Source organism: Dysgonomonas sp. 521 (assembly GCF_010501055.1).
Lineage (GTDB): Bacteria > Bacteroidota > Bacteroidia > Bacteroidales > Dysgonomonadaceae > Dysgonomonas.
The window spans coordinates 1-15,635 of record NZ_QVMO01000027.1 but is presented as its reverse complement, the minus strand read 5'-3'; the positions used below and the strand labels follow the sequence as shown (position 1 = coordinate 15,635).

Below are 15,635 nucleotides of genomic sequence, written 5' to 3'. Positions count from 1 at the left end.
ACTCGCCTTCGGCTCGGACAACATCCCGTTTCACGCCGCCTGCACCGGGTGGGTGCCCCGCCTGCGGAACAGATGCACGGAGTCGCGACGCAACGTCAAGACAGAGGATAGCCCCTGCAAATCAGGCGTCAGCCAGCGCCGTTAGCAAGCGTACGGGGCACCCACCCGGTGCAGGCGGCGTAGAATGAAGTGCGGGTGCTCTTAAACATCGTCTGCCAATTATTGCAATGATGAATCTTTCATCACTTCATTCAGCCGGCAAACCGATGGTGGGTCGTACGGTGAAGCGGGGCGCAATGCTTTTTTGCTTACTTTTGGAGCTTTGGCCAAAAGTAAGGCAAGCAATCTGTGATTGCGCGCAGAATAAAAAATAATTGAACATATAATTTAAACAAAAGCAAATACTGATTCGCATTATTCATATATGCGAATCAAGGGTTAAAAAGCACAGTAACTTATTGTCCCGAAGGGACTGAAGGTGGATAACCACGGGTTTTACCCGTGGCAGGAACAGACAGAAGAATATGTCTCCGTAGGAGGCAAATAGCAAAAACAAATGCCATTCGCCTCATACGGAGACGGCCTCTCCCTATCCGATTTTTCCACGGGTTGTACCTGTAGTTATCCATATTAGCCCACTTCGTGGACTTAGAACCCTGACTGCAAAACAGAAGATTGATTTATAATAGTATACTGCAACCCTAAGCAACCCCTGATTCGCATTATTTATGCAAATCAGGGGTTGAAAACAGCTCAACACCTGCCTGAAAGGCAGAATCTTCATAACCGTATGCAAGCGCAGCGTAGTTTACGCAGCAAGGGGCAATTACACTCCCCCTGCCCGAAGCGGCAGGACACACTGTATGTCCTGTCTTTCAGACAGCTGGTATTGCTCATCCTTTTTCCGCAGGTCGATGACCCGCGGTTATGAAGATTTGGCTTTTCAAGCCTTTTCTCAAATCCTGATTGGCTTTATTTATTAATTCCTCCTCCCAGAGCCTTATATAAAGCCACCACAGAAATTAATTCGTTTAATATAGCATTGTTAAGCGCTATTTCGGCATCGAATAACTGACGCTGCGCATCCAATACATCTATATAACTGACAATGCCGTTTACATATTGTAGTTTGGCCAGTTCATGATACGACTTGGCCGAACTGTACAAAGCTTCCTGCGAACGGTAGACTTCCTTCATCTTGTTAAAGGTATTGATAGAATTATTCACTTCCTTAAATGCTTCCAAAACGGATTTCTCGTAAGAGTAAACTTCCTGTTCATACGCGGCTTTAGCGGCGTTATGCTTTGCTTTGTTTTTCCCCATATTGAAAATCGGGCCGGTAAGAGCGCTCGATATAAACCATGTAGGGCTTTTTAAGAAGTCGGTAAGCTCTTCGTTCTCGAGTCCCAGTCGCCCCGTAAGCCTAAGGGAAGGGAACATTTCGGTATATGCTATGCCTACCTGCGCGTTCGCTTCTATCAGTTTCTGTTCAGCCTGAATCATGTCAGGACGGCGTTTCAAAAGAGAAGAAGGTAAATCGACAGGAAGGCTCAGCGGTATTTGCTGATGGCTTATGTCTTCGCCGCCCCTTGGGATAGTACCAACGGGAAACTCGCCTACAAGTACAAACAAGTCGTTTTCTTTCAGTTTTATCTCGTTTTCCAGATTCGGGATCATTGTCTCTGTTCGTGCAAGCTCTACAAGGCTCTGGCGATAAGGTATTTCGGATGTCAATCCCCCTTCGTAACGGAGTTTGGCAAAGCGTACGCCCTCACGCCTCGCTTCCAGTGTTTGCTTTACTATTTCCAGTTCCCTGTCTAATGCCTTCAGCTCAAAATAAGTCTGTGCCACCTGTGCCACAACGGTCAGGTGCATTGCCTGCTGCGCTTCCACAGTCTGTAGATATGCGGCTATTCCGGCTTCATTCGCCCAACGCAATTTGCCCCATACGTCCAGTTCCCAGCCGATGCTTACATTTGCGCGCAATTCGGGGTCGTAAGTCTTATTGTCGCCTCCATAGTTCAGGGACTCCCTTTGTCCGGCAAGTTCCCCTCCTATTTCGGGGAATAGTCCGGCAAAAGTAATCCGCTTGTTGGCAGCCATCTCTTTGATGCGGGCGGCAGCCACAAGCATATCTTTATTATGCTCCAGCGATCTTGTGATAAGGGCTTGCAGAACCGTATCCTGATAAAGGGTACTCCATCCTACGTCCGCCGCGTTTCCTTCCAGCATGCCTCTCGACTCGAAAGCCTGGGGAATATCCATTTCCGGCTGTTTGTATTTTTGTCCTATCTTGCAGGACGAAAACAGCAGGAGGAAAATAAATAGTATATATAGCTTACTCGTTTTCATTTCTCTTAATCAGCTTTTTTATTTTCAAAAACTTAGGAAACTTCAGTTCCGGAATTTTGAACCTGTTCTTTACCTTATAAACCATTACAAAAAAGAACGGTACAAGTATGATACCCAGCGTGATGGCGACAATCATGCCAAAGAATACGCCCGTGCCTATAGAGTGCCTGCTGGCAGAACCCGGCCCGGAGGCTATTACCATAGGCAGCATACCTAAAACGAAAGCCAGTGATGTCATCAATATAGGACGGAAACGGAGCTTTGCCGCCTGCATAGCCGCAAAAATTGGTTGCATGCCTGCATCAACCTGTATCTTGGCAAATTCTATAATAAGGATAGCGTTCTTGGCGGCCATGCCTATCAACGTTATCAACCCTATTTGGAAGAAAACATCGTTATCCAATCCCAGAATCCAGATGCCGAGGAATGCTCCAAGGGCTGCAATCGGCAATGATAATATCACTGAGATTGGTACCGTCCAGCTTTCGTAAAGGGCAGCCAGAAACAGGAATACAAATATTAATACAAGTCCCAGAACTACGCCTGTCTGCCCGCTTGCTTTCTGCTCCTGAAAAGAAAGTCCGCTCCATGCTACACCTATATTGGCAGGCAGGTGCTCATTCGCGATATCTATAATTTCATTCATCGCCTGTCCCGAACTATGTCCCGCAGCCGGAGTTAGCTGTAGGGATGATGATGTGTACATATTGAAACGGGTAATATTACCCGGCCCTGTGGTATAACTGGTCTTTCCCAAGGCCGTTAACGGAACCATATCCCCGCTTTTTGTTTTTACAAAAAACAGGTTGATGTCACTGGCTGTAGCCCTGTACGACTGGTCGGCCTGAATGTACACCTTGTATATTCTGTTAAACATGTTGAAGTCGTTTACATATACCGAACCAAGATATGCTTTCATCGTTGAAAAAATATCGGACATCGGTACCCCCAGCAACATAGCCTGATCCCTGTCTACATCGAAGTATAGCTGAGGTATTTCGGGTTGCAGCGAAGATGAAACGTTCGAAATAGATTTCGATTTGTTTGCATAATACATAAATGTATCGGTAGCGGCGACCAAATCATCCCATTTAGCATCCGAACGGGCTTGCAGCTTCATTTCCACTCCTCCCGCCGAGCCTAATCCCGGAATAGCAGGCGGACGGCTTACAAAAGCCCTTATTTCAGGATAGTTGTAGAATTCTTTTTGTGCGTCACGCATCACTTCGTCTACGCCTGCACTTCTTTCTTTCCACGATTTCAGTATGACCGTCAGTGTCGTACGCCCCTGATTAGTACCTACGCGCGGGCTCGAACCGGTAACATTCTGCACATATTCCACCGCTTTATGATTATCCAGATAGCTAATGGCCCTGTCGGTAACGGCGCGCATGCGTTCAAGCGTAGTTCCTTCGGGCATTTCCAGTTCTACGGTGAAGTATCCCTGGTCTTCCTGAGGGATGAAACTTGTAGGCACTACTTTGTTCAATACAAAAATAAAGACTAACACCATCCCAAATGCAGCCATCGTCCGGCGAGGGTTATTTATAACTTTGAGCAGAATGCTCGCATACTTTTTATTCCCTTGTGCCAGCCATATATTTATTTTACGGAAAATGAAATGCTTTTTCTTTTTAGATGGCCGCAGAATAATGGCACACATGGCAGGGCTGAGTGTGAGGGCAACAACGGCGGAGATGAGTACGGATACTACAATTGTCACAGAGAACTGCCTGTAAAGCGCTCCTGTTATCCCATCAAGGAAACTGACGGGGACAAATACGGCTGCTAAGACCAATGACGTGGCTATTAATGCTCCGGTAAGTTCTTTCATAGCCCTGTGTGTCGCTTCCCGTGCACTGACACCTTTTTGTTCCATGATACGCTCTACATTCTCTACCACTACTATGGCATCGTCTACGACTATACCAATGGCCAATACCAGCCCCAGCAGGGTTAGCATATTCAGCGAGAATCCCATTATCAGCATAAAGCCGAATGTACCTATCAGCGAAATGGGGACAGCGACTATAGGGATAATGGCGGCACGCCAGTTTTGGAGAGATAAGAACACAACGATAATAACGAGAACGAGGGCTTCGAACAACGTTTTATATACTTCATGTATCGATTCGCCTATATATTCTGTCATATCAAAGGGTATCAGGTAATCAAGCCCTTCGGGGAAGTCTTGTTTTATCTGTACCATTGCCGTTTTTACTTCGTCTGCTACTTCCATAGCATTTGCCCCCGGAAGCAGGTAGATGCTCAGCATGGTTGCGTACTTGCCGTTGAGCCCGCTTTCTGTACTGTAGGACGAGGCTTCCAGCGAAACACGGGCTACATCGCGCATGCGGATAAATGAACCGTCGTTGTTAGCCTTTACTACGATATCTTCAAATTCGCTGACTGTAGATAACCGTCCTTGCGCAGTAATAGGCATAGATACATCAACGTTAACGATAGGTTGCTTCCCTAATTCGCCTGCTGTCGATTCCCTGTTCTGGTCTTTTAGCGCATCCTGCAAGTCTTTGATTGTTAGCCCGAAGCTTGCCATCCTGTCGGGGTATACCCATATTTGCATTCCGTAGTAACGGCTGCCCACGTTCGATACACGTCCCACACCGGGAATACGGCGGATCACGTCCAGTATATTTATAGTAGCATAATTACTCAGGTAGATTTCATCATATTTGGGGTCGTCCGATGTCAGGGCTATTGTCATCAGCTGTCCGGGAGCCTGTTTTTCGACGGTAATGCCATTTTGCAGGACTTCTGCCGGAAGGCGGTTCTCTGCAAGTTTTACCCTGTTTTGTATCTCTACGGCGGCAAGGTCGGCATTCGTATTCACATCAAAAGTGACAGTAATGGATAACCCGCCGGAGTTGGAACTGCTGGATTCCATATATATCATTCCCGGAGTTCCGTTCAGCTCCTGCTCTATGGGCGTTGCCACAGCCTGCGATACAGTTGTGGCATTCGCCCCTGAGTAAGATGCGCTTATCTTTACCACGGGAGGCGTTATCTGCGGATACTGTTCTATCGGCAGCAGGATCAATCCTATAATACCAATAATGACTATCAGCAAGGATAGAACAGTAGATAGTACCGGCCTGTCTATAAATAATCCGGCTTTCATTTCTTATCCTCCTTCTTTGTTTCCGCGGTTTCCTCTTTCTTCTGTGCTTCTATTTTTTGTTCTTCCTCGCGGCTGCGGGGTATAACCTTTTGTCCGTGCGTCAGCTTCTGATACCCTTCTATTACAATATTCTCGTTCACGTTCAATCCCCGTATTATTACAATCTTGTTGTCCTGTTCAGGTCCGGTCTCTACATAGCGTTTTTCGGCGATACTGTCGGGGCGGATGACGAATATAAAAGCCCCGCCTTTTTCTATCGAAATAGCTTTTCGGGGTACCACCACTACATTCTCTAGTACATCCAGTAATAATTTGACGCGTGTAAACTGTCCGGGAAGGAGCACCTGATTCGGATTAGGCAATTCTGCGCGTACCCCGAATGTTCCTGTTTTAGGATCTACCTGGGGCGAAGCGAAGTCCACGATCCCTTTTTCGTTGTATACCGAGTTGTCGGCAAGGGTGACGATCACGCTCGGTTGCCACGAACGGGTGGTATCCAGTTCTCCCAGATGTACATTCCGCCGCTGGCTTCTCAGGTAGTCCAGTGATGTCAGTTTAAAATCCACCAGGACGGTGTCTCTTTTTACGACAGTGGCCAGTAGCGACTTTGAGTTTCCTACCAGTGTGCCTATATCTACATAACGCTCGCTGATGTATCCTGACAAGGGCGACCTTACTACTGTATAGCTTAATTCCAGTTCAGCCTGATCCAGATCGGCTTTACTCATGGCTGCATCAGCCTTCGCCATATTCAGCGCGGCTACGGCATTGTCCAGATCCAGCCTGCTGGCAGCATTCTGGTTATATAAGGGTTCTATCCGTTGCAGGTCGCTTTCGGCTTTCAATTCCTGTGCTTCATCCCTCTTCAGCTGTGCTTTTGCTTTTTCCACCCTCGCCTTATAGGGTTTATTATTGATGTAGAATAAAGGCTCTCCGGCCTTGACTTCTTTTCCTTCATTGAAGGTCATCTTCTCCAGAAAACCTTCTACCCGGGCATGGATTTCTACATTGCGCGATGCCCTGATGAGTCCTACATATTCTCCATAGATCTCAATATTGTCGGTTGTTGCCGGCTCTACTTCAACAATCGGAGTGTCTGCCTGCGTTTTCTTACATGCACTAAATAGCAGTACGAAAAGTAAAGTTGCGGCTAAAGTACTTCTAATGTTATTCATAAATAGTTGATTGTAATAAGAACATTTTAACAAACCATTAATACATTTTGTTTAATGGCGGAGGCTAAACATTTATCGGATATTAAAGTTTATACCGAATAGGGTGTTATATGCTTTATTTGATGGTACATGACAAAAAATATTGATACTGGATTGAAAAGCCTGACTTTCATCTCCGCAGGTCGTCGAGGTTAAGGATTATTGATCTGTTACCCATCCCGTGCTTCCGCACAGGGCTATAAACAGGAAACCGCTACGCAGTGTTTTTTATCCCTTGATTTATTTTAATTGTAAATATGTAATTGCCTGTAATTTAAACCAATATCATCCTATCCGATATCCTGTCTGTTATACATATTGAAATATAGGGCATTTATAATCTCTAGGGCTGAACTTATGGCTGAGTTTAAATGTTCTATCTATAACACAGTCTATTCCGCAACAAAATTATAGGATAACAACGAAAATTAGCATATTCTCTTAAAAAATTACCGAAATAATAATATAAAGAACTAATACCCGAAAGACATATTACGATTTATTTGCAATCGTTTGCATAACAAAAAGCAGATATTTATAAATTCTTATACCATAAAAGATGTTAGGACTTCCCATATTTGTATTGTAATCCATAAGATGTCATGAAAAAGCGAAAACTCCTAACTTCAAGTCTTAACTAAAATTTATGCAAAAATTTATACAAAATATAACATTTGATGCTTCCATCTTTTCTATTGAAAATTTGGGAGTTAACTATGTTTTGTTAAGAGAGAGAGAGAGAGAGAGAGAGAGAGAGAGAGAGAGAGAGACTAACATTTTATCCCCAGACCGGAGAACTTACCTCAAATAGTAAATAGCAAACTATTTGGGGCAGGGTCTTTTGTACATATACCAAGAAAATAAAGATATATCAATATTATATAGTTAAATAAGTAAACAATCAATATTAATGTTAATCTTAATATTATTTCGCATGAAAAGAAAGATTAAGAACAGATGTCTAAATGTATTCCTTCTATTTGTATTAGGAATGCTGGTATCAACATCGAATATTTTTGCACAAAGCGGGAATATCACAGTGAAGGGTAATGTCAAAGACGACAACGGCGAAGCTATTATCAGCGGTAGCGTTGTTGTGAAAGGCACAACTACGGGAACTGTTACGGATGTTGATGGTAATTATGAAATTAATGCACCTTCCAATGGTACGTTAGTATTTACCTATGTGGGATTCAAAACTCAGGAAATCCCGGTTAATGGTAGTTCAACAATCAATGTAACATTATCGGAAGACGCCGAAATGCTGGAAGAAGTAGTCGTGATTGGTTATGGTTCGGTAAAGAAGAATGACCTGACCGGTTCGGTATCAGCAATCAGGGCGGAAGAAATCAACCGCGGCGCCATTACTTCTCCCGAGCAGTTGCTGCAAGGTAAAGTACCGGGCTTGTTGGTTACACCGGCCTCCGGTGCTCCCGGCGAATCTGCTAAAATCCGTATCCGTGGTTCTGCATCGCTTTATGCTTCCAACGACCCGTTGATCGTTATAGACGGGGTGCCTGTAACAGGCGAAGGTGGTGCCGGAATGGGGAATCCTTTAGCTTCGGTCAACCCGAATGATATTGAATCTTATACGGTTTTGAAGGATGCTTCTGCGACAGCTATCTATGGATCGCGCGCTTCGAACGGTGTAATAATCATTACCACTAAAAAAGGAACAGGAGAAAAAATGCAGGTAAGCTACAACTCCAGTTACAGCCTGAAGCAAAACACAACGACTATGGATGTAATGACAGGCGACCAGTATCGTGCATACGTGACCGAGCATTACGGCACAGAGTCGACCCGTGGCAAGGCTATACAAAACCTGATGGGAAATGCCAATACAGACTGGCAGGATCTGATTTATCGCACAGCCTTCTCTACAGACCAGAACATAAGCTTGTATGGAAATATAAAGAAAGTATTCCCTTACCGAGTTAGTTTAGGATACAACTATGATGAGGCAACCCTGAAAGTGGGTGACAATAAGCGTGTCAACCTGGGGATAAACGTAGCCCCTACATTCTTCGATAAACATTTGACGGTCAACCTGAATGCAAAAGGCATATACAGCCGTACGAATTATGCAAATGTAGGTGCTATCAGCGATGCTATAGCATTCAACCCTACCCTTCCGGTATATTTTACCAATAGCGACGGGTCTATCGACTATACTAAATGTAACGGATATTGGAACTGGCTGGCCTCTGACGGCTCCGCAAACAGTAATTCAAGCGTCAATCCGCTTTCTCAGTTGTACGATAATTACAACGTAAATAGTGCTTGGCGTTCGTTGGGTAACTTGCAGTTGGATTATAAGATTCACGGTTTCGAAGATTTGCGTTTAAATGCCAACTTTGGTTATGACCTTGCACGTACCAAAGGAGAGCAATATGCTCAGCTAGGATCGTTTATATCCAAGAAAAATGGAGCCAGTGACTACTATAAAGACTATGTCAACTATAATGCAAATACATTGATGGAGTTTTATGGTAATTATAACAAAGAACTGGGTATCCACCATATAGATGCAATGGCCGGTTATTCGTGGCAGCATAATTATGTAAAATATAACAACACACAGTTCTACAATGAAAATCGCGATGAGGTTTATTTAAAATCGCCTCAGGATGCAAAAGAGTACTATTTGATCTCATTCTTCGGCCGTATCAACTATACGCTCAATTCGAAGTATTTGTTTACTTTCTCTTTGCGTGACGATGCTTCTTCACGTTTCTCAAAAGATAACCGTTGGGGACTGTTCCCATCTGCAGCTTTTGCATGGAATATGGGTTCCGAAGATTTTCTTATTAATTCGAAGATTCTCTCTTCTCTGAAACTTCGCTTGAGCTGGGGTAAGACCGGACAGCAAGATATAGGTATGGATCGCTGCTATGCTTATCAGGCTAAATATACCGAATCATCGGCCAATGTTACAAAAATTCCTTGGAATGGCGGATGGATTACTACGCTGGCACCGAATGCTTACAACCCGAACATCAAATGGGAAACTACCGATACTTATAATGTGGGTGTTGACTTCGGTTTCCTTAGGGGGCGCATCAACGGTAGCGTTGACGCATATCTGCGCAAAACATCCGATTTGCTGAATGATATAACAGTGCCGATGGGTTCGAATTTCTCAAACAGAATCATATCGAATGTAGGAGATATGGAAAATAAAGGTTTAGAATTTAACCTGAATTTCATTCCTATCGAAAAGAAGGATATGCGCTGGACTATTAATTTTAACGGCACATGGCAAAAGACCGAGATTACCAAAATCACCAACAATCCTACCGAAGATTATCTGGGGGCTGAGGTTGGCGCCGGTATGGGTGGTACAGGAGGTAACACTTCTTTGTACCGTGTAGGTTACACTCCTTATACTTATTTCTTGTATCAACAAGCTTATGACGAAAAGGGAAAGCCTTTGCAGAATGTACTTGTTGACCGTGATGGCGATGGAGAAATTACAGAAAAAGACCGCTATATAACCGGAAAGAGCATTACTCCTAAATTCTTCTTCGGTATAGGTTCTCAATTTACTTATAAGAAATGGGATTTTGGTTTCAATGCGCATGCTTCTTTTGGCGGATACGCGCTGAACAAGATCGCAATGGATAATTCTACCTCTTATTCAGACGATTATTCGAAAGGATATATCAATAACCTTTCTACCTATTGTTTGAACACCGGTTGGCTGGAAGCGAACAACGAACAACAAAAATATTCGGATATGTTCCTCGAAAACGCATCTTTCTTTAAGTTAGATGATATCAACATCGGTTATACCTTTGATAAATTCAAGAAGTGGAAAGGATCTATTCGTGTAGGTGCTTCTGTACAGAACGTGTTTACGATCACAAACTATGACGGACTTGATCCGGAGCTCACTACAATAGATGGTGTAGATACTAACCTGATTCCTCGTCCGCGCCTTTATTCTTTACGTTTAAACATTAATTTCTAATTAACGAATGCGCATAATTATGAAAAAAATTATATATAGTTTGGCAATCATAGCATCAGTACTGACGCTGAACTCATGCTTAAGTGATTTGGACACATTGCCATTGAATGAAACAGATAAAACGGCAGAGCAAGCCTATGACGGCACGCTCGAAAGCTACGAGAAAGGTCTGGCATATATTTACGCTTCTTTTTCTTTAGTGAGCCAGAATGATCCCGGGGGATCGGATATCTCCGTACCCGATGCCGGCCAGAGCGACCTGATGCGACAATATATGATTCTGAATGAAGCTTCAACCGATGCATTGAAATGTATCTGGGGTGATAGCTATATGACAGGTATACAGTATAATACATGGACGGCTGCCAACAATGAAGCCATAATCGCTGTATATACACGTTGTATGGTTACTGTAACGCGAGTAAATGAATTCCTGAAACAAACAAGTGGCGGCAATGTAGACGGTATTGCCGGTCTGCGTGCCGAAGCCCGTTTGATGCGTGCTTTCGCTTACTACTTGTTGATAGATTTGTATGGTAATCCTCCGTTTGCTACCGAAGACAACGTAGGAGGCGCGGTTCCTACCCAAATTGGACGCACAGCCCTTTTTGAGTGGATTGAAACAGAGTTGACAGAATTGCTTGCTTCTGATTCCGGTTTGTCGGATGTGGGTGTTGTAGCCTATCCGCGAGTTAACAAGGGTGTTGCTCAGGCATTATTGACCAGACTCTACCTGAATGCAGAGGTATATACCGGAACTGCCCGTTGGGAAGATACCCGCGATGCTGCTGCTAAAACGATAGCAATGGGATATAAATTGTGTTCTAACTACGAAGAGTTGTTTATGCAGGATAACGGAGAGAACTCCAATGCCCGCCAGGAGCTTATTTTTACCATTGCCTATGACCGTGATCACACTCAGAGCTGGGGTGGTACTACACACCTGGTTTCCGGGTCTATGTATGATAATGCCAGCCAGGCTGTAGCCGAACAGTTAGGACTCCCTACTGGAACAATGTTGAATCGTGAGCGTTGGAATGGCTACCATGTATCCAACGAATATGTAGAAAACTTTGAACTGGAAGGCGTAGACTGGAATGCTACTACCGGATTAGGATTTGATAGAAGTAAAAGTGATAAACGTGCATTTGTGTACAATGTTGGACATTCAAAAGAGTTTGATATTACTACTACCCAGTCTGGATGGGTTTGCTGGAAATACAATAGCCGCGCTTCGGACGGAACTGTTTATTCTAATGATACTTATGAGAAGTTCTCATCCATTGATTTCCCTGTTATCCGTTTAGCCGAAATGTATATGGCATACGCTGAGGCTGTTACCCGTCTGGCAGGTGGAACAACTACCGATGCTACCGCTATGGGATACGTAAAAGCGCTCCGCGACCGTGCCGGTGTTTCTATGCCGTCTTCGCTTAATCTGGATTTCCTGCTTCAGGAACGCGCACGCGAATTTATGTGGGAAGGCCAACGTCGTACAGACTTGATCCGTTACGGTTATTTCACATCCATGTCGTTCCCTTGGCCATACAAAGGCAACATACCCGATGGTAAAGTTGCTTTGCCTAGCTGGCGGACCATCTATCCGATAATTCAGTCTGAGATTACAGAAAATCCTAATCTGGTGCAGAATCCGGGATATTAATCAAACAGGTATAACTTTAATAGATTAGATATATGAAAATCATAAAATATATAACAGCGTTTGCGGCTATGGCAATGATGGCTATCTCTTGTTCGACCGACGTAGATGAAGTCCAGATAAGTCCATCCGACAAATTTGTCTCTCCTGTCATCAGCAACCAAAGCGATGTGATAGTGAATGCGAATAATTCAAAGGTCGAAAGTGTGACATTTACATGGACGGCTGCCGACTTTGGACTTCCGGTTCAGATACTTTATTCAGTATATTTATCTGCAGATGGAAATAGCGCGCTTTTGGGTACATCATTCTCTACCTCTTTTTCTATCTCTAAAGCTGATTTGAATGGTGTAGTGATAAATAGCCTGGGTATTCCGGCTAACGAAACAGGAGAAGTTACGGCTTATGTTACGGCTAAAATAAATGGCACAGCAAACTATGAAGCGATCAGTTCCAATCAGACAAGCCCGTTTAATGTAACTACTTTCGCTGCTGCATTGTCGTGGCTTCACCTATGTGGCGAATTTAATGGTTGGACCATTGGAAGTGCTCCTATTTTCTGGGAAACAACCGGAGGTTCTAATGTATTCACTTGCATGGTTGACTTCTCTGTGCCTGATAATGCTGATGCAGCCCGCTCTTACTTCAAGGTAACAGCAGAGCAAAACTGGTCTGGCGACAACTGGGGATATAATTACCTGACTCCGTCTTGGACAAATCCGGAACAGGCTGACTCCAACCTGTCACTTGATCTGAGTGAAGGTAATATATTTGAAATCACAGTGAATAAAGCAGCAATGACTATTGATAAAGAAGCCAAAGGTAAGGTGCTGAGTCTTGTAGGTGGCTTTAATGATTGGGGTGCGACACCTGACGCTGTGTTTGCATACGATTCGGTAGAAAGTGTATGGCTTACCCCTGTAGTTGATATAGAAGCCGGTGCCGAGATCAAAGTACGTGTAGACAATGCTTGGGCTGTTAACTGGGGTGCGTCCGGAGCAACAAGCTCTGCGATACCTGGTGGATACGAACTTGCAGCAGGCGGAGACAATATTGCAGTATCAGATGCTGGTAGCTACATTGTTAAGCTTCATGCCAACCGTACTCCTTTTGTATTGGAATTAGTAAAGCAGTAATTATTAATAATAAATGACTATGATAAAGTATTTAAAATATATGTTCGTTGCAGCTGTCATGATGATAGCTGCGGCGGGCTGCCAAGAAGATATTGAGGAGTCTTTCTCTAAAACGCCAAAGGCTTCCGAACTCAATAGTACCGGCACGATATTGATGACTCAAAACACAATGGCCGAAGACATTGTGTGGTCATGGACTGCAGCCCGTTTCCTGAAAGGGGAGGTTTCTTATAAGCTCTATGTGCAATATGCCGAAGAAGAGGCCAAACAAGTAGGAGAGGCTACTAAAGATTTGAATTTAAGAATGACCAAGCCGGATTTCCGTAGTTTATTGGGCGGGTTCTCATCTATTCCGGTTAATTCGTCTTTTGACCTTGTATTCTATGTAGTTGCCACTGACGAACTAGATAATTATGTATCAGAGAAGGTTACCACAACGGTTTATTCCTACGGGGATGCTGTTTCTTCCGTAGTTACAGCAGAACAGGCAAGCGTTGTTTTGGATATTAATAGTCCGACCGAATCTCTGCAATTGCTGAGTTGGACCGAAGCACGTCTGGTTTACGGAGAAGCTATCACATACTCTGTTTATATCTCTTACGGCGAAGGCGAACTTGTTGAAGTTGCAAGTGGACTGACGGACATGAGTTGTGCAAGGACTGTAGACGAATGGAATGAAGCGGCGGTTGCCGCAGGAGCACCTGAAGCGGCTGCCTCAGACTTGAAATTCACCGTATTTGCATTCTCCAAATCATATCCTGACGGAGTTCCTTCGGAAGTAGCAACTATCAATATTACAACCTATATAGCTACTTATCCCGATCAACTTTATGTTCCGGGAAGCCATCAGGGATGGTCGCCGGAAAAAGCGGCATCAATTCCGCAAAGTACACTGACAAAAGGTTTGTTTGAATGCTACATGGATCTTACAACTGCCGACGGTGCCGATGTTGAATTCAAGTTTGCTCCGGAAGCAGCATGGGGTAATGATTTTGGAATTGGTGATGCCGCAGTAGTGACCACTGACGGAGATGGTAATACCGTTGTCACCGCTACATTAAATGGCAGCAACAATGTGAAAGCTCCATCAGGCTTCTATCGCATCAGCGTAAACAAAAAACTGAATACACTTGAGATGGTAAAAATAACATCAATGGGTCTGATAGGTGATGCTACTCCTGGTGGCTGGGATTCAGAAACTAAGATGGTCTATGATGCTGCAACAAACACTTATTCAGCAACGCTTACCATGGGTACAGGTAGTTATAAATTCCGGGCTAATAACAATTGGACTTATTCTATTGGCGACAATGGCTCATTTACAGGAGGAGATAACTTCGCATTTGACAAAGCTGAAGGCGAGTACAAAGTTGTTCTTGATGTAAACAAACATCCGTACCCTGTCAAGGTGTTGAGTACATTATACCCGGAAGAACTATATATGATAGGATCTGAATTTGGAAATTGGAGTTGGTCTTCCGATGGCATTGTAGATATGATTCCGGTAAATGGAACTTCTGGTTCATTCTGGACTATTAAACACTTCACCGCAGGAGAAGGGTTCAAATGGTGTTCGGTTAAAGATTGGAATGGAGACTTTGCAGAACTCGGCTCCAAAGAAGGATATACAGTTGATGGAGGCAATGCCTTAATTGCTGAAAGCGGGTTATACATGGTTTACATAGATATGGGTGCTGATAAGATTACGATAGAACCAGCCAAAGTATACGGAATGGGAGACTGTTTCGGCGGATGGGACGAAGGTACTCATGCCTTTGCTACAAGTGGCTCTAAAATGTCATTCACAACAACTGGTGCTGGAGAACTCCGTATGTATGCAAGTTCATCAGCAGGACCAGGTAGTGGAAACTGGTGGAAAGCTGAGTTTATCATCATCGACGGTAAAATCGTATATAGAGGTAACGGCGGCGATCAGGAACGTGTTTCTGTAGAAAAAGGTAAGAAAGTAACTCTTGATTTCAGTAACAATACAGGTACTATCGAATAATTTTAGATTATAAGAATTAAATACTTATTGAAGAGGCAGCTTTCGGGCTGCTTCTTCTTTTTAGTTCGCCCAGCATGGGTGTATTCTAATGGGTGCAAGTCCCTCACACGCCCTAACAACGGGAAGTGTCTAGCCTTGAGCAAGGGTGTCCTT

The 15,635-nt window shown here is 44.0% G+C and carries 8 protein-coding genes; 5 read left to right on the top strand and 3 right to left on the bottom strand.

Features of this window, described 5'->3' with window-relative positions; all coding sequences use genetic code 11:
- Positions 1 to 188, top strand: a 188-nt coding sequence (locus tag D0T84_RS22555) for a hypothetical protein (RefSeq protein ID WP_221413128.1), incomplete at its 5' end; no start/stop codon positions are given.
- A gap of 784 nt (positions 189 to 972) precedes the next feature.
- Here D0T84_RS22555 and D0T84_RS09505 read toward each other — a convergent pair.
- The 3 genes from D0T84_RS09505 to D0T84_RS09495 are packed head-to-tail and all read right to left on the bottom strand — an operon-like array spanning position 973 to position 6,666.
- Complete coding sequence (locus D0T84_RS09505; protein ID WP_163307647.1) at positions 973 to 2,352, bottom strand: efflux transporter outer membrane subunit; 1,380 nt, start codon at positions 2,350 to 2,352, stop codon at positions 973 to 975.
- The gene (locus D0T84_RS09500) at positions 2,339 to 5,491 is read right to left on the bottom strand and encodes an efflux RND transporter permease subunit (protein ID WP_163307646.1); all 3,153 of its coding nucleotides are present in this window, start codon (positions 5,489 to 5,491) and stop codon (positions 2,339 to 2,341) included. The genes D0T84_RS09505 and D0T84_RS09500 overlap by 14 nt, the downstream gene beginning before the upstream one ends.
- Positions 5,488 to 6,666 (bottom strand): efflux RND transporter periplasmic adaptor subunit, encoded by a 1,179-nt coding sequence (locus D0T84_RS09495; RefSeq protein ID WP_163307645.1) that lies wholly within the window; start codon positions 6,664 to 6,666, stop codon positions 5,488 to 5,490. Before D0T84_RS09495 ends, D0T84_RS09500 begins: the two co-directional genes overlap by 4 nt.
- A gap of 973 nt (positions 6,667 to 7,639) precedes the next feature.
- Between D0T84_RS09495 and D0T84_RS09490 the strand changes: the two genes are divergently transcribed.
- Genes D0T84_RS09490 through D0T84_RS09475 form a run of 4 tightly spaced genes read left to right on the top strand, consistent with a single transcriptional unit; the run spans position 7,640 to position 15,482 of the window.
- Positions 7,640 to 10,678 carry a TonB-dependent receptor gene (locus D0T84_RS09490; RefSeq protein WP_163307644.1) on the top strand — a complete coding sequence of 1,013 codons (3,039 nt, stop codon included), beginning with the start codon at positions 7,640 to 7,642 and terminating at the stop codon, positions 10,676 to 10,678.
- Positions 10,679 to 10,697: 19 nt separating this feature from the next.
- The gene (locus D0T84_RS09485; RefSeq protein ID WP_163307643.1) at positions 10,698 to 12,341 is read left to right on the top strand and encodes a RagB/SusD family nutrient uptake outer membrane protein; all 1,644 of its coding nucleotides are present in this window, start codon (positions 10,698 to 10,700) and stop codon (positions 12,339 to 12,341) included.
- 32 nt (positions 12,342 to 12,373) lie between these two features.
- On the top strand, positions 12,374 to 13,474 hold the full coding sequence (locus D0T84_RS09480) for a SusE domain-containing protein (protein ID WP_163307642.1): 1,101 nt from the start codon (positions 12,374 to 12,376) through the stop codon (positions 13,472 to 13,474).
- Positions 13,475 to 13,493: 19 nt separating this feature from the next.
- On the top strand, positions 13,494 to 15,482 hold the full coding sequence (locus tag D0T84_RS09475; protein ID WP_163307641.1) for a SusF/SusE family outer membrane protein: 1,989 nt from the start codon (positions 13,494 to 13,496) through the stop codon (positions 15,480 to 15,482).
- The last annotated feature ends 153 nt before the right edge of the window (positions 15,483 to 15,635 follow it).

Excerpts from the sequence above, each read along its gene's own strand:
- D0T84_RS09505 (WP_163307647.1), bottom strand. The coding sequence starts at position 2,352 with ATGAAAACGAGTAAGCTATATATACTATTTATTTTCCTCCTGCTGTTT.
- D0T84_RS09500 (WP_163307646.1), bottom strand. The coding sequence starts at position 5,491 with ATGAAAGCCGGATTATTTATAGACAGGCCGGTACTATCTACTGTTCTA.
- D0T84_RS09495 (WP_163307645.1), bottom strand. The coding sequence starts at position 6,666 with ATGAATAACATTAGAAGTACTTTAGCCGCAACTTTACTTTTCGTACTG.
- D0T84_RS09490 (WP_163307644.1), top strand. The coding sequence starts at position 7,640 with ATGAAAAGAAAGATTAAGAACAGATGTCTAAATGTATTCCTTCTATTT.
- D0T84_RS09485 (WP_163307643.1), top strand. The coding sequence starts at position 10,698 with ATGAAAAAAATTATATATAGTTTGGCAATCATAGCATCAGTACTGACG.
- D0T84_RS09480 (WP_163307642.1), top strand. The coding sequence starts at position 12,374 with ATGAAAATCATAAAATATATAACAGCGTTTGCGGCTATGGCAATGATG.
- D0T84_RS09475 (WP_163307641.1), top strand. The coding sequence starts at position 13,494 with ATGATAAAGTATTTAAAATATATGTTCGTTGCAGCTGTCATGATGATA.